This is a genomic window from Pseudomonas sp. S2_H01, from assembly GCF_054668305.1.
In genome coordinates, this window is the sequence record NZ_CP162756.1 from 6643248 (window position 1) to 6660904 (window position 17657).

Sequence of the window (17657 nt, forward strand, 5' to 3'; positions counted from 1 at the left end):
TTTTGCGTCAGCCGGCGGGTGCCGCCGATGGCTTCAGCAAACCGATCCGGCGTTCAATCACCACTCGGCGAAGCTGCCGTCGGCATGACGCCAGATCGGGTTGCGCCAGCGGTGGCCGATGGCGGCGCGTTCCTTGACGTACTCTTCGTTGATCTCGATCCCCAGCCCAGGCCCGTTCGGGATCTTCACCATGCCTTTGTCGTAATCGAAGACTTCAGGGTTCTTGATGTAGTCGAGCAGGTCATTGCTTTCGTTGTAGTGAATGCCCAGGCTCTGCTCCTGGATGAACGCGTTGTAGCAGGCGGCGTCCAGTTGCAGACAGGCGGCCAGGGCGATCGGACCCAGCGGGCAATGCAGCGCCAGCGCCACGTCGTAGGCCTCGGCCATGTTGGCGATTTTGCGGGTTTCGGTGATGCCGCCCGCGTGAGAAGCGTCCGGCTGGATGATGTCAACGTAGCCTTCGCTCAGCACGCGCTTGAAGTCCCAGCGCGAGAACAGACGCTCGCCCAGAGCAATCGGGGTGCTGGTCAGCGGCGCGAGTTCTTTGAGCGCCTCATAGTTTTCGCTGAGCACCGGCTCTTCGATGAACATCAGCTTGTAGGGGTCCAGTTCTTTCATCAGCACTTTGGCCATCGGCTTGTGCACCCGACCGTGGAAGTCGACGCCAATGCCGACGTTCGGCCCGACCGCATCTCGCACGGCCGCAACGTTGGCCAGGGCCAGATCGACCTTCTCGAACGTGTCGAGGAATTGCAGCTCCTCGGTGCCGTTCATCTTCACGGCGGTGAAACCCCGGGACACCGCTTCTTTCGCCGCCCGCGCGGTGTCGGCAGGACGGTCGCCACCGATCCAGGAGTAGACGCGAATCTTGTCGCGCACCTGACCACCCAGCAGATCGCTGACCGACACGCCGAGCGCCTTGCCCTTGATGTCCCACAACGCCTGGTCGATACCCGCCAGCGCGCTCATGTGAATCGCGCCACCCCGGTAGAAGCCGCCGCGATAGAGCACGGTCCAGATGTCTTCAATGTTGCGTGGGTCTTTGCCAATCAGGTAGTCGGACAATTCTTCAACAGCCGCAGCAACCGTGTGCGCACGCCCTTCGACCACCGGTTCGCCCCAGCCAGTGACGCCCTGGTCGGTTTCCACTTTCAGGAAACACCAACGCGGTGGAACGATGAAGGTCGTGAGTTTGGTAATTTTCATGTCTTGTCTCTCTTGTATTCGAAGCCGGTGATCGCGGCCTGCCAATCAAAGCCGCTCTGCGCAATACGCGTTACTTGCCGTCCGGGCGGTACTGTTTCCAGGCGGCGACATAACCCTTCGCACGCTCGGCGACGTCTGCCGGGCTCAGGCCGGGCTTGAACAGGCCTGACCCGAGGCCGAAACCGGAAACGCCGGCATCCAGGAAGATCTTCATGTTGTCCGGGGTAATCCCGCCGACCGGCAGCAGCACGGTGCCCGCTGGCAACACGGCCAGCCAGGCCTTCACCACCGCAGGTCCCATTTGCTCGGCCGGGAACATTTTCAGCACGTCAGCGCCTTCGGCGAGCGCCGCAAAGGCCTCCGTCGGCGTCGCCACGCCAGGCGACAGGAACAAGCCTTCGGCCTTGGCGGCACGCAACACCTCGGGGTCGCTGTGCGGCATGACGATGACCTGTCCACCGGCCTCCTTGACCTGACGCACTTGCTCAGGCGTCAGCACGGTGCCCGCGCCGATCAGGCAATCGGCGGGCAGGCTCTGACGCAGCAGACGAATGCTGTCGTACGGCTGAGGGGAGTTAAGCGGGACTTCAATGACGCGAAAACCGGCGGCGTACAGGACGTCACCGATCGCCGGGGCTTCTTCAGGACGCAGGCCGCGCAAAATCGCGACCAGGCCGTTTTGCGCGAGGGCTTGTTTGAGCATCTCAGTTCTCTACATGAAGGGGCCGGGCAGCGGCCACAGAAGGGGATGAAATCAGGCCGGCCTGAACCGCGACCTGCCACAGGCCGCGTTCGGTGGCCTGCTCGGCCAGTTTCACCTGCGGGAAGCCATTGGCGTGGAGTGCGCGCTGATAGCGCTCCAGCAACGGGCCGCTGCCGATCAGGATCACCGCCGGCAGGTGCTGCTCGTGCTGGCGCAGCAATTGGACCAACGCCACGATTTCGTGGCCGATCAGCAGACCGGACAGATAATCCGGTTGGGCAGTGCCGGTCAGTGCACCGGTGAGCCCCAGGGTGCGACAACTGAAGATGTTCGACAGCGGGCCTGCGGCCCCTTCCGGTGATTGCGCAACGGCGACGCCACGGTCAAAGGCAACAGCGTCGAACGCATCGCTGCGCTGCATCGTGCGGCCGAGGATGGTGTGACTGGACAGCGCGGCATACACCTCGCCGGTCATGAAGGTATCGAAATGAACGATGCGAGCGTCGACCGCCCTCACCCACTTCGAATGGCTGCCGGGTAACCCGATCAACATCGGTCTGGCCGCTTGTTCGGCAGACAACGCACTGAGAATGCCCAGAACTTGCGTCTCTTCACCGCGCATGACGTTTGGCAGTTCGGAGCGTTGCAGCACGCCAGGCACGATATGAACATCGACGCCGCGCGTGCTGCGCACCGTCACCAGCGCAGAACTCAGCGCCGCGACGCTGGCCGGTGTCTGTTGGTAGACCGCTTCCCGCCAACCTTGAGCACTGCCGACCATGCCGCAAGCGATAACCGGTAAGGTCGGCTGCGCGTCGAGCCAGTCGCCACAGGCTTCATCGAAGGCCAGCTCAAAACCGTCGCTGCACAGCTGACCGGCAACCCTTCGGGGGGTTGAAGGCAATTGCATGATGCCCGCGCTGAGCGAGCGTTGTTCCAGTACCCGGCCGTTTTCGCCGAGTCGATACGCGCGTAGGGAGGTCGTTCCCCAATCGAGCGCGATCAATTGCGCCTGCATGGCTTCACCTGATTGTTATTAATGAGTGAATGCGGGACGAACTATAAACCCGGAAAGCAAAATATCTCAATATGTAAATATCAATCCCATATTGTGGGATGGTTACATTTTGCGACGCCTATACCCCTCGCCCCCTCCCGCTGCATCTGGCAGGCCATCAGGACACTCAGGCATACTCCGCTCTGCCCGGATCCCCGGACCGCTGCACCCACCCTCTTTGCCTCACCGCCCATTCAGCCCACCGTGCCGAAGGTGGTAACCATCCCTCGCGTTTTTTTCACACGCTGTTCCCTACACTCAGGCGACATCAGACGCCGATAGCCACCTGCCATCCACGGTCTACACTCATCTGCAAAAGGACCCGTAAGATGAAGCGATTTCTCGTGCTCGACAGCTTTCGCGGCCTGTGTGCCGTCGCGCTGATCGTTCATCACTCGCACATTGAACGTAGCGTCACGGAACTGACGTTTTTCAGAAACGCCAGCCAGTTCGTGGGCTTCTTCTTCGCCTTGAGCGGCTTTCTGATTTACCGCCGCTACATCGGCAACCTCACCACGCCCCGCCAGTTGGGCGAATTCATGATCACGCGAACCTGTCGCGTAATGCCGCTGCACATTGCCGTGCTGCTGTTCTTCATCGGGTTCGAATGCCTGAAACTGGTGATGGAGCGCTATGGCCTTTCCCTGAATTACCCGGCATTCAGCGGCGACCGCGCACCGAGCGAGATCCTGCCTAATCTGCTGCTGATCCAGGCATGGTGGCCGACGTTCAATGCGCTGTCTTTCAACTACCCCTCCTGGTTCATCAGTGTCGAATTCTATCTGTGGGTGATCTTCGCACTGATCCTGTTCTCCCTACCGGGCCTGGCTAGAAAGCTGTTTTCGCTGCTGTGTGTGCTGGCGTTCATCGCGCTGTACAAGGATTTCAACCTGATCCCGCGCAACGTGCTGTGGGGGACTTCGTGTTTCTTCGCCGGGGCGATTGCTTACCGGCTGTACGTGAGACTGCACGACTCGGTGCCGGGTCCGGCCTTCGCCACCGTGCTGGAAGTGGGGGTGCTGGCAGCGATTTACTGGCTCATGACGGAGGGCGAGCAGCCGCTGACCCTCGAGCTTGGGTTGCTGTTCTGCGTGGCGATACTGATTTTTTCCTATGAAGCCGGACTGGTGTCTCGACTTCTGAGCCTGCGGTTGTTTCCGGCGCTGGGCAAGTTGTGGCTGTCGATCTATCTGACCCACGCGGCGGTGATTTTCGTGCTGGCGACGACAATCACGATTGCGGCCAAGTTCAGCGGGCTTTCACTGCTGGTCGACCGGCCGGGCGAAACGAGCGGCACGATGGTGCGTTACCTCAGCACCGGGACTGCGCTGAACGATAACTTGCTGATGCTCTTTGTGGTCATTGCCGTGGTGGTGGTGTCGATGTTGACCCATTGCTATATCGAAGCGCCGGGGATCCGGTTTGGGAAGCACTGGAAGCGCGGAACGTTGTTTCGTCGGCGTAAGGATGATCCACCGCCGGAGCAGGTTTGAAGGGGGTTACAAGCTTTTGGGCGTTGCTCTGCGTGTGAATCCGTACGATCGGTGGTGACGCGGATAGGACACACAAGACCTAGGCCGCCCCCAAATCAAACCCATAAAAAAAAACCGCCCCTGACAGGCGGTTTTTTTATTTGAAACACAAAAAGCGAATCAACGCTCCAGCAGAATCCGCAACATACGACGCAACGGCTCGGCGGCACCCCACAACAACTGGTCACCCACCGTAAACGCGCCCAGATACTGCGACCCCATGTTCAGCTTGCGCAGACGGCCTACCGGAATGTTCAACGTGCCGGTCACCGACGTCGGGCTCAGTTCCTGGATGCTCGCGTCACGGTTGTTCGGCACCAGCTTCACCCACGGGTTGTGCTGGCTGATCATGCCTTCGATGTCCGCGATCGGCACATCCTTGTTCAGCTTGATGGTCAGCGCCTGGCTGTGGCAACGCATGGCGCCGATGCGCACGCAGATACCGTCGACCGGGATCGGGCTTTTGAAGCGGCCCAGAATCTTGTTGGTCTCCGCCTGGCCTTTCCACTCTTCACGGCTCTGACCGTTCGGCAGTTCCTTGTCGATCCAGGGGATCAGGCTGCCCGCCAGTGGTACACCGAAGTTCTCGGTCGGGAAGCTGTCGCCGCGCATGGCTTCGGCCACTTTGCGGTCGATGTCCAGAATCGCGCTGGCAGGGTTCGCCAGTTCGTCAGCCACCGACGCATTGATCGCGCCCATTTGCTTGATCAGCTCACGCATGTTCTGCGCGCCGGCACCGGAGGCCGCCTGATACGTCATGACGTTCATCCATTCGACCAGACCGGCTTCGAACAGGCCGCCCAGCCCCATCAGCATCAGGCTGACGGTACAGTTGCCGCCGATGTAGTTCTTGGTGCCGGCATCCAGCTGCTGGTCGATGACCTTGCGGTTGACCGGGTCAAGGATGATCACCGCGTCGTCCTGCATGCGCAGGGCCGAGGCCGCGTCGATCCAGTAACCCTGCCAGCCGGCTTCGCGCAGCTTCGGGAACACCTCGTTGGTGTAGTCGCCGCCCTGGCAGGTCAGTACCACGTCCAGAGTCTTGAGCTCGTCAATGCTGTAGGCATCCTTCAACGGCGCAATGTCCTTGCCCACCGACGGACCTTGTCCGCCGACGTTGGAGGTGGTGAAAAAAACCGGCTCAATGAGATCGAAATCCTGCTCTTCCAGCATGCGCTGCATGAGCACGGAACCAACCATACCGCGCCAACCGACCAGACCTACACGTTTCATCGCAACTACACCTTAATTAAAAGTGGGGCCCCTTCTCGCAGAGAGCCTTTGGACTCGATCTTGCGGCAGTGGGCCCGAGATATTACAGATTGCGCAGCGCGGCGACTACGGCGTCGCCCATTTCCTGCGTACCGACTTTGGCATTACCTTCGGACCAGATATCACCGGTGCGCAGGCCCTGGTCCAGCACCAGGCTGACGGCCTTCTCAATCGCATCGGCTGCGGTGTGCTGATTGAAGCTGTAACGCAGCATCATCGACACCGACAGGATGGTCGCCAACGGGTTGGCCACGCCTTTGCCCGCGATGTCCGGTGCCGAACCGTGGCAAGGCTCGTACATGCCCTTGTTCTGGGAGTCCAGCGACGCCGATGGCAGCATGCCGATGGAACCAGTAAGCATCGAGGCTTCGTCGGACAGGATGTCGCCGAACATGTTGTCGGTGACCATCACGTCGAACTGCTTCGGCGCGCGGACCAGTTGCATGGCGGCGTTGTCCACGTACATGTGGCTCAACTCGACATCCGGATAGTCCTTGGCCACTTGCTCAACCACTTCACGCCACAACTGGCTGGACGCCAGAACGTTGGCCTTGTCGACCGAGCAGAGTTTCTTGCCGCGTACACGGGCCATGTCGAAACCGACGCGAGCGATGCGGCGGATCTCGCTCTCGCTGTACGGCAAGGTATCGTAAGACTGCCGCTCGCCGTTTTCCAGCTCGCGGGTGCCACGTGGCGCGCCGAAGTAGATACCGCCGGTCAGCTCGCGAACGATAAGGATGTCCAGGCCCGAAACGATTTCCGGCTTTAGGCTCGAAGCGTCAGCCAGTTGCGGATACAGGATGGCCGGACGCAGATTCGCGAACAGGCCCAGCTGCGAGCGGATTTTCAGCAGGCCGCGCTCAGGACGAATGTCACGCTCGATGGCGTCCCACTTCGGGCCACCCACGGCGCCCAGCAGGACGGCGTGGGCCGCACGGGCACGGTCAAGCGTCTCATCCGCCAGCGGCACGCCATGCTTGTCGATGGCTGCGCCGCCGATGACGTCGTGGCTCAATTCAAAGCCCAGCTGATACTTCTCGTTCGCCAGTTCCAGCACCTTGACCGCTTCGGCCATGATTTCCGGACCAATACCATCACCTGGAAGAATCAGAATCTGCTTGCTCATACCATCCTCGTTTCAATAAGTGCATCGGCGCTTCAGGAGCGCCGATTGGAAAAGCGGGTGTGTCCTGAAGGGTAGGAGCCGGCTTGCTGGCGAATGCGTCAAGTCAGGCGACACCCAAGGGGTCTGATTAATCGCCTTCGCCAGCAAGCCCGCTCCTACCGTTCGTGTATCAATCAGGCATCGCGAAAGAGCCAGGGCTGCGAGGCGCGGTGTTTGGCTTCGAACGTCGCAATCGCATCACCATCCACCAGGGTCAGGCCGATGTCGTCCAGGCCGTTGAGCAGGCAGTGCTTGCGGAAGGCGTCGATTTCAAAGGTGTGTACCTTGCCATCTTCGCGGGTCACGGTCTGCGTTTGCAGGTCCACTTTCAGCTGGTAACCGGGATTGGCTTCGACCACCTTGAACAGATCGTCCACTTCAGCTTCGCTCAGGATGATCGGCAAGAGGCCGTTCTTGAAGCTGTTGTTGAAGAAGATGTCGGCGTAGCTCGGCGCGATGATGCTGCGAAAACCGTACTCTTCCAGCGCCCATGGCGCGTGCTCGCGGCTCGAGCCACAGCCGAAGTTTTCGCGCGCCAGCAGCACGCTGGCACCTTGGTAACGTTCGTGGTTAAGCACGAAGTCAGGGTTCACCGGACGCTTGGAGTTGTCCTGATACGGCTGACCCACGTCCAGATAACGCCACTCATCGAACAGGTTCGGACCGAACCCGGTGCGACGAATCGACTTCAGGAACTGCTTGGGAATGATCTGATCGGTGTCGACATTGGCACGGTCCAGCGGAGCGACCAAACCGGTGTGTTGAGTAAAAGGCTTCATGCTGGGCTCCTTATTGCTGGCTCATGGTGCGGACATCGACGAAACGGCCGTTGACCGCTGCCGCCGCCGCCATCGCCGGACTGACCAGGTGAGTACGACCACCGGCGCCCTGACGGCCTTCGAAGTTACGGTTGGAGGTGGACGCGCAATGCTCGCCACTTTCCAGTCGGTCCGGGTTCATCGCCAGACACATCGAGCAGCCTGGCTCACGCCATTCGAAACCGGCTTCGAGGAAGATCTTGTCCAGGCCTTCTTTTTCTGCCTGTTCTTTCACCAGACCCGAGCCCGGCACAACGATCGCCTGCTTGATGGTCGAGGCCACTTTGCGGCCTTTGGCGATGTCGGCGGCGGCACGCAAGTCTTCGATCCGTGAGTTGGTGCACGAACCGATGAACACGCGATCCAGCTGAATGTCGGTAATCGCCTGATTGGCTTTGAGGCCCATGTACTTCAACGCGCGCTCAATGGAGCCACGTTTGACCAGATCGGCTTCCTGCGCAGGATCCGGAACATTCTGATCCACCGCGAGGACCATTTCCGGCGACGTGCCCCAGCTCACCTGCGGCTTGATCTGGGTGGCGTCCAGCTCGACCACGGTATCGAACACGGCGTCGTCGTCCGACACCAGCGTTTTCCAGGCTTCGACAGCCATGTCCCACTGCTCGCCTTTTGGCGAGAAAGGACGGCCCTTGACGTAGGCAATGGTTTTTTCGTCCGTGGCCACCAGACCGACGCGCGCGCCCGCCTCGATGGACATGTTGCAGATGGTCATGCGGCCTTCAACGGACAGGTCGCGAATCGCGCTGCCCGCGAACTCGATGGCGTGGCCGTTACCGCCGGCCGTGCCGATCTTGCCGATAATCGCCAGCACGATGTCCTTGGCGGTGACGCCGAACGGCAGCTTGCCTTCGACCTTCACCTGCATGTTTTTCATTTTCTTGGCGACCAGGCACTGAGTGGCGAGCACGTGCTCGACCTCGGATGTGCCGATACCGTGAGCCAGAGCGCCGAAGGCGCCATGGGTCGAGGTGTGAGAGTCGCCGCAGACCACGGTCATGCCCGGCAAGGTTGCGCCCTGCTCCGGGCCGATGACGTGAACGATGCCCTGACGCACGTCGTTCATCTTGAATTCGGTGATGCCGTATTCGTCGCAGTTGTCGTCCAGCGTCTTGACCTGCAGACGCGACACCTGATCGACGATGGCGTCGACGCCGTCCTTGCGGTCCGGGGTGGTCGGCACGTTGTGGTCAACGGTGGCGACGTTGGCGTCGATGCGCCATGGTTTGCGGCCAGCCAGGCGCAAGCCCTCGAACGCCTGTGGCGAGGTCACTTCGTGAATGATGTGACGATCGATATAAAGCAGCGCCGAACCATCGTCGCGCTGTTTGACCAAATGCGAATCCCAGAGCTTGTCGTAGAGCGTTTTGCCGGCCATCAGACGGTTTCCTCATCAGCTTGTTTCTATGCCTTGGGTCATCGTCATCACGGCGACGAATCAAAGACCCCTTGGCTTGTGGGGGAGATGCTATGGAATATGCTTAAATAACTCAAATTCATATTTTTCATGCTTTGGATAACCAACAGGAATTCGAGATGGATCTGGCGAACCTCAATGCCTTTATTGCCATTGCCGAGACCGGCAGTTTTTCGGGCGCCGGTGAACGCCTGCACCTGACTCAGCCCGCCATCAGCAAGCGCATCGCCGGCCTTGAACAACAACTCAATGTACGCCTGTTCGACCGCCTCGGTCGGGAAGTCAGCCTGACGGAAGCCGGCCGCGCGCTTTTGCCCCGGGCCTACCAGATCCTCAACGTACTGGATGACACGCGACGCGCGCTGACCAATCTGACCGGTGAGGTCACCGGCCGCTTGAGTCTGGCGACCAGCCACCACATCGGCCTGCACCGCCTGCCACCGGTGTTAAGAGCGTTCACCCGCGCTTATCCCGACGTCGCGCTGGACATCGAGTTTCTGGATTCCGAGGTCGCGTACGAGGAAATCCTGCACGGCCGTGCGGAGCTGGCAGTGATCACCCTGGCACCGGAGCCGCACTCGCTGGTCAAGGCCGTGAGGGTCTGGGATGACCCCTTGGACTTCGTGGCGGCCCCCGAACACCCGCTGGCCACGACGCCCAACGTCAGCCTGGCCGACATTGCCCGCTACCCTGCCGTGTTTCCGGGCGGCAATACCTTCACCCATCACATCGTCAGTGGCTTGTGCGAAGCCGAGGGACTGAAGCCGAACATCGCCATGAGCACCAATTACATGGAGACGATCAAGATGATGGTGTCCATCGGGCTGGCCTGGAGTGTGCTCCCCAGAACCATGCTTGACGAACAGGTCGCCAGCATTCCATTGCCGGGCATACAGCTGCGGCGCCAGCTAGGCTACATTGTTCACACGGAACGCACGCTGTCGAACGCCGCCAAGGCCTTCATGGCGCTGCTCGATGCCCAGGCGACCGTCGCCTGAGCGGTGCTGCCTACTGATCGACATACTGGCTTGACTCCCTGAAGGCTCGTGATCGCATGCCCATAACCGCTGACAGCCCACTGTTTCAACTGACTGGCCTGGCATTGACCGCGAAAGAGTCGGAGAAACACTTTGCGACCCTGTTTAACCTCAGTCCCAATGTGGTCTTGCTCACGCGCTTCAAAGACGGCCTGATCTGCAACGCCAATCGCCATTTCGAGACGACGTTCGGCTGGCCGATGAGCGACTGTATGGGCCGTACCACGCTGGAGATCGGCCTCTGGATGGCCGCACAGCATCGTGAGATGGCGCTGGAAAAAACCTTGGTTACCGATGAACCTGCCAGCCTGGAGACCCAGTGGCGCAGCCGGGACGGACGCACCCACGACGGCACGCTCTATACCCAGCAAATAGACTTGAGCGACGGCCTCTACCTGCTGAGCACCTTCATCGACAACACCGAACATATACGCGCACAACAGGCGCTCAAGGCCAGCGAAGAGAAGTTTGCCCGCGCGTTTCACTCAAGCCCGGACGCCATCATCATCACCGAACGGGACTCCGGCCGGTACATCGAAGTCAACGACGGTTTTTCTCGCCTGTCCGGCTATAGCGCCAGCGATGTCGTCAATCGCACGGTGTTCGAGTTCTCGATCATGGCCGACATTACCCAACGCACGCGGCTGATTCAGGAAATCGAAGAAAAGGGCAAAGTGCGTAACCGTGAGTTGCTGGGGCGCAACAAGGACGGTGAGCTCATCACGGTCGACGTCTCCATCGACCCACTGTTACTGGATGGCACCCCGTGCCTTTTAATCACCGCACGTGACATCAGCCAGTTGAAGAACGCCCAGGCGCAGATTCAGCACCTGGCCTATCACGACTCGCTGACCAACCTGCCCAACCGCGCCCTGCTGATGGACCGTCTGAGCCAGCAGATTGCCTTGCTCAAGCGCCACAATTTACGCGGCGCCTTGCTGTTCCTCGACCTTGATCACTTCAAGCACATCAATGATTCGCTCGGGCATCCGGTTGGCGACAGTGTGCTGAAGATCATCACCGCGCGCCTGGAAGCCAGCGTACGACTGGAAGACACCGTGGCGCGGCTGGGAGGCGACGAGTTTGTCGTGCTGATCAGCGGACTGGAGGGATCCAGGGAGGAGGTCGTCGATCAGGTCCAACGCCTGGCAAACACCTTGCGCGAGCTGCTTTCGGAACCGATGTTCCTCGACGGCCACCGGCTGCAGGTCACGCCCAGCATCGGGATTGCCTTGATTCCCGACCATGGCTCAACCCCCGCCGACCTGCTCAAGCGCGCGGATATCGCGCTGTACCGGGCCAAGGACTCGGGCCGCAACGCAATACAGATGTTTCACGCCACCATGCAAAAGGCGGCCAGCGACCGTTTGCGCCTGGAGAACGACTTGCGCCAGGCGCTCGCCCGCGGCGAGTTCAGCCTCAGCTATCAACCCCAGGTGGACACCCGCGGCAATCGCATTGTCGGCGCCGAGGCGCTGCTGCGGTGGCAACACCCGAGCCTGGGTCACCTGGCGCCCAGCCAGTTCATTCAGGTCATGGAAGAAAGCGGGATGATCCTTGAGGTCGGCAACTGGATTCTCGAAGAAGCCTGCAAAACGGGCAGAGAACTGCTGGGTAAGGAGTTGATCGACGGTAACGATTTCAGCCTGTGCGTGAACATCAGTCCCCGGCAGTTTCGTCAGTCGGATTTTGTCGAGCGCGTCGAACGCTGCCTGCGCACCTATGGACTGCCCAACCGCCTGCTCAAACTGGAAATCACCGAAGGCATCGTCATTCAAAACCTGGACGACACCATCGCCAAAATGCTCCAGCTCAAGCACCTGGGCATCAGTTTCGCCATGGATGATTTCGGCACGGGCTATTCGTCGCTGACGTACCTGAAACGCTTGCCGGTAGACGCGCTGAAAATCGATCAGTCATTCGTTCGCGACGCAACCACCGATCCCAACGACGCCGAAATCGTCCGCGCCATTGTCGCCATGGCCGCCAGCCTGAACCTCGCGATTATTGCCGAAGGCGTCGAAACACAGGAGCAACTGGACTTTCTTGCGCAACTGGACTGCCACTTTTATCAGGGGTTTCTGTTCAGCGAACCGCTGAGCGCCGCAGGGTTTGAAACGCTGTTGCGTGGGAGGTTCCTGTAACGTCCACAGAAGCGTCAAGCGGTGACTGAACAGCCTAAAAAAAGGCGCCCCAAGGGGCGCCTTTTCATTTCGCTGGCGGGTGAATCAATGCGCCAGGGTTTTCTGACCATTGATCTGGATGCGTTTTGGCTTGGCCTCTTCAGGCACCAGGCGCAGCAAGTCAATGTTCAGCAGGCCGTTTACCAGTGCGGCGTTTTGCACTTCGATATGGTCGGCCAGACGGAACGACAGCTTGAACGCGCGCTGGGCAATGCCCTGATGCAGGAAGGTCACGCCTTCCGCCGTGTTGTCGCGCTTGCTGCCCGTGACGGTCAGCACACCCTTCTCGACCTGCAACTCGAGGTCTTCTTCCTGGAAACCCGCCGCCGCGATGACAATGCGGTATTGGTCGTCTGCGTGTTTCTCGACGTTGTAGGGAGGGTAGCTGCTGGCCGACTCGTTGCGGGCGGCCGATTCGAACAGGTCGTTGAAGCGGTCAAAGCCCACGGAAGAACGGAACAGTGGAGCCAGAGAGAAAGCGGTAGTCATGTGAATCTCCTGATAAATCAGCAAGTGGTTGTCTCCGCGACCCGACTTCGGCATCGCGTAATCCCAAGATAGGGACAGTCACTTCTGTTTCAAGAGTCGCTATGAAAATTTTTTCAGGCCGCTTCCTGTGCGACAACACCGAGCATTTGGCTGATGCGCTCGCAGTCCGTTTCACGACGCAAGGCATCGAACAGGACGACGGCTTCGGGATAGCTCTTGGTCAGCAACACGACCCACTGCTTGAGACGCCCCGGCGCCTGCACACGGGTCATCTTCGCCAATGCCTGCTGCCAGAACACGCGCAGCAGCGGCTGCAGTTCCTGCCAGGTCATCTCGACAACCTCGCGCCCCGCTTCTGCCGCCGCAATTTGTCGCCCCAGGTCTGGACGAGCGACCAGACCGCGCCCGACCATGATGTCCCGTGCCCCGCATATTTCACGGCAGCGACGCCAGTCGTCGACGGTCCAGATTTCACCGTTGGCGATGATCGGGATCTTCACCACGTCCTGGATCTTGCCGATCCATTCCCAGTGCGCGGGTGGCTTGTAACCGTCGACCTTGGTTCGGGCATGGACGACGATGTGTTCGGCGCCACCGGCTTCCAGCGCACGGGCGCAATCCAGCGCTGGCTCGGTGCTGTCGTAACCGAGGCGCATCTTGGCGGTGACCGGAATGTGCGCGGGCACGGCGCGGCGGACATGGCTGAGGATCGAATGCAGCAGCTCAGGCTCTTTCAACAGCACCGCCCCACCCCGCGACTTGTTGACGGTCTTGGCCGGGCAGCCGAAGTTCAGGTCAATCACAGGGGCGCCCAGTTCGGCGGCGAAGGCTGCGTTTTCCGCCAGGCACACAGGGTCTGAACCCAGCAGTTGCACGCGCAACGGCACGCCCGCACGGGTCTTGGCGTCCGTCAGCAGTTCGGAGGCGAACTTGTGGAAATAATGCGCAGGCAACAGACGCTCGGTCACCCGGATGAATTCGGTCACGCACCAGTCGATGCCGCCGACCTGGGTCAGCACATCGCGCAGAATGTCGTCGACCAGGCCTTCCATGGGTGCCAGAGCAATTTGCATGGGGTCACACTCGAAAAAGTCCGGCAGTTTACGCAGTGGTGGCGCGCTTGGGAACGGGCCGAAGGCGCCGGACGTCAGGACGCTGCCGTCTGTAAGGCGGGCGCATAGCCTTCGATGAACTCGGCGGGCATGCGTTTGGGCTTGCCCGTGGACAGCTCGATGCAGACGAAGGTGGTTTGCGCGCGCAGCAACGTCACCCCGTCACTGGGCCGCTTGAGTTGAAAACGCCGGGTCATCTTCAGGCGCTGATCCCAGTCCACGATCCAGGTCGCCAGTTGCAGCTCGTCGTCCTGATAGGCGCTGGCCAGATAGTCGATTTCATGACGGACCACCGCCATGGCGCGGTCCAGACGCCGGTACTCGGTCAAATCGAGCCCCAACTGTTGTGAATGGCGCCACGCGCAGCGCTCAAGCCAGGTGACGTACACCGCATTGTTGGCGTGCCCCAATCCATCGATGTCGTCCTCGCCCACGTTCAGGTCGATGACGAATGGCGTTGCCAGATCCCAGACCATGCTCGTTCCTGCCCCTCGTTAGTTCGTTCGCGAGGCAGTGTAACTAAAAGCGTGGAGGCATGGTCCGTCTCTGTCAGCAACGCCTCACTGCATGGCCGACTTGGCGGCACGCAGCACGCGGTCTGACAGCTCGCTTGGGCCGAGCGCTCGCGCCAGCGCCAGACCACCGAGCATCAGGGCAATGTCGGCCAGGGTTTTGTCGGTTTCTTCAGGGCTGGCAGCCAGTTGCGCGACCATCAACTCGATGTGTTCGGACAAGGCACCGCGAAAATCATCCGAGAGACGCGCCATCTCCCCGATCGCCGTGGGCAGCGGACAGGCGTGATCTTCGGCATCGCGGTGTTTGCGCGACAGATAGAACGCCGCCAGCAAGGCGCGCCGCTCTTCGCCGGGGAGCTGGTCGTCTATTGTCGCAACCATGTCCCGCCGCTCGCTGAGCAACTGGTTGAACGCCTCGAGCATCAAGGCTTCCTTGCTGTCGAAGTGCGCGTAGAAACCACCCACTGTCAGCCCCGCCGCGCCCATGATTTCGTTGACGCTGGGCTCGACAGGCCCGCGTGCAATCAGCGCGACGCTGGCCGCATTGAGAATACGTTCGCGGGTTTGTGCTTTCTTATCGTTCATGTCCGCCTCCGGGATGATGGCAGTAATATTATCTGCATCATGCGAGATGGCAAGTCGCGATGTGAACCCACTGATCCGTGGTCGTCAAAAGCGTGGTCGTCAAAGGAGGGACGGGGAAATAAAACCCCAGAAAAACAAAAGGGCCATTCAATAATCGAATGACCCTTGGTCTCGCAGAGCGAGAAATCGTGGCGTCCCCTAGGGGACTCGAACCCCTGTTACCGCCGTGAAAGGGCGGTGTCCTAGGCCACTAGACGAAGGGGACGCAAAACCTTCAGTCAGGTTCGTGATAAACATCATCAACGAACCCTGGCAAATTTGGTGGAGCTAAGCGGGATCGAACCGCTGACCTCCTGCATGCCATGCAGGCGCTCTCCCAGCTGAGCTATAGCCCCGAATTTACGTCTCTCGACGGAGATCAGCCTATCGGCATCACTCGGTAAAACTGGCGTCCCCTAGGGGACTCGAACCCCTGTTACCGCCGTGAAAGGGCGGTGTCCTAGGCCACTAGACGAAGGGGACGTAACCCTTGTGTACCTGAATCGGTGCTGGTTCCGATTTTTGCGGTACAAACTTCAAGGCAGTGTAGCCAACCTTGAAGTTTCTAAATTGGTGGAGCTAAGCGGGATCGAACCGCTGACCTCCTGCATGCCATGCAGGCGCTCTCCCAGCTGAGCTATAGCCCCACATTACACTCTCAGATTACTCGGCGTTGCCGCCGCGTTTCTGTGTTGCCGTGTGGACGGGGCGCATATTAAGTGCGACCCACATACCTGTCAAACTTTTTTTCAACAAATTCCAAAAGAATTTTCCGGGATAACAATCACTTACCGCCCTCCCCCGAAGAATCAGGGGGTTGCTCGGCCACCGTGCGCCCGTGTTCGGGTACGCACAGCGGCCGGGCGTGACTCAGCCGATGGCGCCGAGCAGCTTTTCCCACTCTTTGTTTTCTTTCTTCGAAACGCCGCCCAGCAGGTCAAGCGCCTGGCGCAGACGGAAGCGGGTCAGGTCCGGACCGAGGATTTCCATGGCATCGGTCACCGACACCGAATTGGCCTGGCCGGTGATCGCGGCGAACATCAGCGGCATGGCGTCGCGCAGCTTCAGCTCGAGGTGCTCGACCACGGCCTGGATGCAACCGGTAATGGTGTCTTTCTCCCACTGACGCAGGGATTCCAGCTTCCACAGAATCAGCTGCAGCACCTGACGCACCTGCTCCGGCGACAGTTTCTTGTGCTCGAACAGTTTCGGGTCCGGGTTGACGCCCCCTGCGAAGAAGAAACCACCCAGCGGTGCGACCTGACTGAACGTTTCCACGCGCCCCTGAACGTGCGGCGCGATCTTCATCATGTAGTCGCTGTTGAACGCCCACTTCTGAACACGTGCGGCGAACTCTTCGACCGGCAACTCACGCAGCCACTGGCCGTTGAGCCAGGACAGTTTCTCGATGTCGAAGATCGGACCGCCCAGCGAGACGCGGTTCAGGTCAAAGTTGTCGACCATTTCCTGCAACGAGAACTTCTCGCGCTCGTCCGGCATCGACCAGCCCATCCGGCCCAGGTAGTTGAGCATCGCTTCGGGCATGAAGCCCATGCGCTCATAGAACGTGACGGACGTCGGGTTCTTGCGTTTGGACAGTTTGCTTTTGTCGGGGTTACGCAGCAGCGGCATGTAGCACAGCGCCGGTTTTTCCCAGCCGAAGTATTCGTACAGCAGGATCAGTTTCGGGGCCGACGGCAGCCACTCTTCGCCGCGCAGCACGTGAGTGATGCCCATCAGGTGGTCGTCGACGACGTTCGCCAGGAAGTAGGTCGGCAGACCGTCGGTCTTCATCAGGACCTGCATGTCCATGCGGTCCCACGGGATTTCGACTTCACCGCGCAGGATGTCCGGCACGACGCACACGCCTTCGCTCGGCACTTTCATGCGGATCACGTGGGGTTCGCCGGCGGCCAGACGGCGCTCGACTTCTTCCTTCGACAACAGCAACGCACGCCCGTCGTAACGCGGGGTTTCGCCACGGGCCATCTGCTCGGCGCGCATCTGGTCCAGCTCTTCGGCGGTGCAGAAGCATGGGAAGGCATGACCGGCGTCGACCAGTTGCTGGGTGTACTGCTTGTAGATGTCGCCACGCTCGCTTTGACGGTATGGGCCGTGCGGGCCGCCGACGTCCGGGCCTTCGCTCCATTCGATACCGAGCCAGCGCAGGGCATCGAAAATCTGTTGTTCGGACTCGCGGGTCGAGCGCAGCTGATCGGTGTCTTCAATGCGCAGGATGAACTCGCCGCCGTGTTGCTTGGCAAAGCAATAGTTGAAGAGTGCGATGTAAGCCGTGCCAACGTGGGGGTCGCCGGTAGGCGATGGCGCGATGCGGGTACGAACGGTGGTCATGGAAAATTCCGAATAGGTCGAACAAGCCGCGAATCTTAACAGGCGCAGCCCTCGCGGCTCCAGCGCCGGAACCGGATCACGGGGCAGATTCGCACAGGTGGGAACTCAGCGTAGCCCGTCCCTCACCCCGCGCCATAAATGAATACCGGATTATCAC

14 protein-coding genes, 4 tRNA genes and 1 pseudogene are annotated in these 17657 nt (G+C 60.2%); 3 read left to right on the forward strand and 16 right to left on the reverse strand.

Annotated features, from left to right (window positions below):
* Positions 1–57 precede the first annotated feature (57 nt).
* The 3 genes from dgoD to AB4N84_RS30025 all read right to left on the reverse strand — a co-directional run bounded on the left by dgoD (position 58) and on the right by AB4N84_RS30025 (position 2927).
* Positions 58–1206, reverse strand: coding sequence for a galactonate dehydratase (dgoD, locus tag AB4N84_RS30015; protein ID WP_074753428.1), 1149 nt, complete (start codon positions 1204–1206; stop codon positions 58–60).
* 70 nt (positions 1207–1276) lie between these two features.
* Entirely contained in the window at positions 1277–1909 is a 633-nt protein-coding gene (locus AB4N84_RS30020; RefSeq protein ID WP_074753429.1) for a 2-dehydro-3-deoxy-6-phosphogalactonate aldolase, read from the reverse strand.
* Position 1910: 1 nt separating this feature from the next.
* Positions 1911–2927: a 2-dehydro-3-deoxygalactonokinase gene (locus AB4N84_RS30025; RefSeq protein WP_460044629.1), complete on the reverse strand. Its 1017-nt coding sequence runs from the start codon at positions 2925–2927 to the stop codon at positions 1911–1913.
* Between the two features lie 368 nt (positions 2928–3295).
* Here AB4N84_RS30025 and AB4N84_RS30030 point away from each other — a divergent pair, with 368 nt between their 5' ends.
* Positions 3296–4459, forward strand: coding sequence for an acyltransferase family protein (locus tag AB4N84_RS30030; RefSeq protein ID WP_460044630.1), 1164 nt, complete (start codon positions 3296–3298; stop codon positions 4457–4459).
* Positions 4460–4618: 159 nt separating this feature from the next.
* On the opposite strand, the gene asd is transcribed toward AB4N84_RS30030, so the two are convergent.
* From asd to leuC, 4 genes are all read right to left on the reverse strand, one after another.
* Positions 4619–5731, reverse strand: a complete 1113-nt coding sequence (gene asd / locus AB4N84_RS30035; RefSeq protein WP_460044632.1) for an aspartate-semialdehyde dehydrogenase — start codon at positions 5729–5731, stop codon at positions 4619–4621.
* Positions 5732–5813: 82 nt separating this feature from the next.
* Entirely contained in the window at positions 5814–6896 is a 1083-nt protein-coding gene (gene leuB, locus AB4N84_RS30040; RefSeq protein ID WP_460044633.1) for a 3-isopropylmalate dehydrogenase, read from the reverse strand.
* A gap of 173 nt (positions 6897–7069) precedes the next feature.
* Positions 7070–7714 (reverse strand): 3-isopropylmalate dehydratase small subunit, encoded by a 645-nt coding sequence (gene leuD / locus AB4N84_RS30045; protein ID WP_460044634.1) that lies wholly within the window; start codon positions 7712–7714, stop codon positions 7070–7072.
* Between the two features lie 10 nt (positions 7715–7724).
* A complete protein-coding gene (gene leuC, locus AB4N84_RS30050) occupies positions 7725–9149 on the reverse strand; it encodes a 3-isopropylmalate dehydratase large subunit (protein WP_074753435.1) in 1425 nt (474 codons plus the stop codon).
* Between the two features lie 158 nt (positions 9150–9307).
* On the opposite strand from leuC, the gene AB4N84_RS30055 reads away from it, so the two are divergent.
* Positions 9308–10186 carry a LysR family transcriptional regulator gene (locus AB4N84_RS30055; protein WP_074753436.1) on the forward strand — a complete coding sequence of 293 codons (879 nt, stop codon included), beginning with the start codon at positions 9308–9310 and terminating at the stop codon, positions 10184–10186.
* A 119-nt stretch (positions 10187–10305) separates the two neighbouring features.
* Positions 10306–12369: pseudogene (locus AB4N84_RS30060) on the forward strand (putative bifunctional diguanylate cyclase/phosphodiesterase); the annotation flags it as partial.
* Between the two features lie 84 nt (positions 12370–12453).
* Here the strand turns inward: AB4N84_RS30060 and AB4N84_RS30065 are convergent.
* The 9 genes from AB4N84_RS30065 to gltX form a co-directional block, all read right to left on the reverse strand.
* On the reverse strand, positions 12454–12897 hold the full coding sequence (locus AB4N84_RS30065; protein ID WP_460044635.1) for an Hsp20 family protein: 444 nt from the start codon (positions 12895–12897) through the stop codon (positions 12454–12456).
* A gap of 113 nt (positions 12898–13010) precedes the next feature.
* A complete protein-coding gene (locus AB4N84_RS30070; RefSeq protein WP_460044636.1) occupies positions 13011–13970 on the reverse strand; it encodes a tRNA dihydrouridine synthase in 960 nt (319 codons plus the stop codon).
* A gap of 74 nt (positions 13971–14044) precedes the next feature.
* Entirely contained in the window at positions 14045–14485 is a 441-nt protein-coding gene (locus AB4N84_RS30075) for an acyl-CoA thioesterase (RefSeq protein ID WP_074753439.1), read from the reverse strand.
* 84 nt (positions 14486–14569) lie between these two features.
* On the reverse strand, positions 14570–15109 hold the full coding sequence (locus tag AB4N84_RS30080; RefSeq protein ID WP_074753440.1) for a TetR/AcrR family transcriptional regulator: 540 nt from the start codon (positions 15107–15109) through the stop codon (positions 14570–14572).
* A gap of 189 nt (positions 15110–15298) precedes the next feature.
* Positions 15299–15374: transfer RNA gene (locus tag AB4N84_RS30085), tRNA-Glu, on the reverse strand.
* Positions 15375–15428: 54 nt separating this feature from the next.
* Positions 15429–15504: transfer RNA gene (locus AB4N84_RS30090), tRNA-Ala, on the reverse strand.
* Positions 15505–15555: 51 nt separating this feature from the next.
* A tRNA-Glu gene (locus AB4N84_RS30095) sits at positions 15556–15631 on the reverse strand.
* A gap of 88 nt (positions 15632–15719) precedes the next feature.
* A tRNA-Ala gene (locus AB4N84_RS30100) sits at positions 15720–15795 on the reverse strand.
* Between the two features lie 223 nt (positions 15796–16018).
* Entirely contained in the window at positions 16019–17500 is a 1482-nt protein-coding gene (gene gltX / locus AB4N84_RS30105) for a glutamate--tRNA ligase (RefSeq protein WP_460044637.1), read from the reverse strand.
* Positions 17501–17657 lie beyond the last annotated feature (157 nt).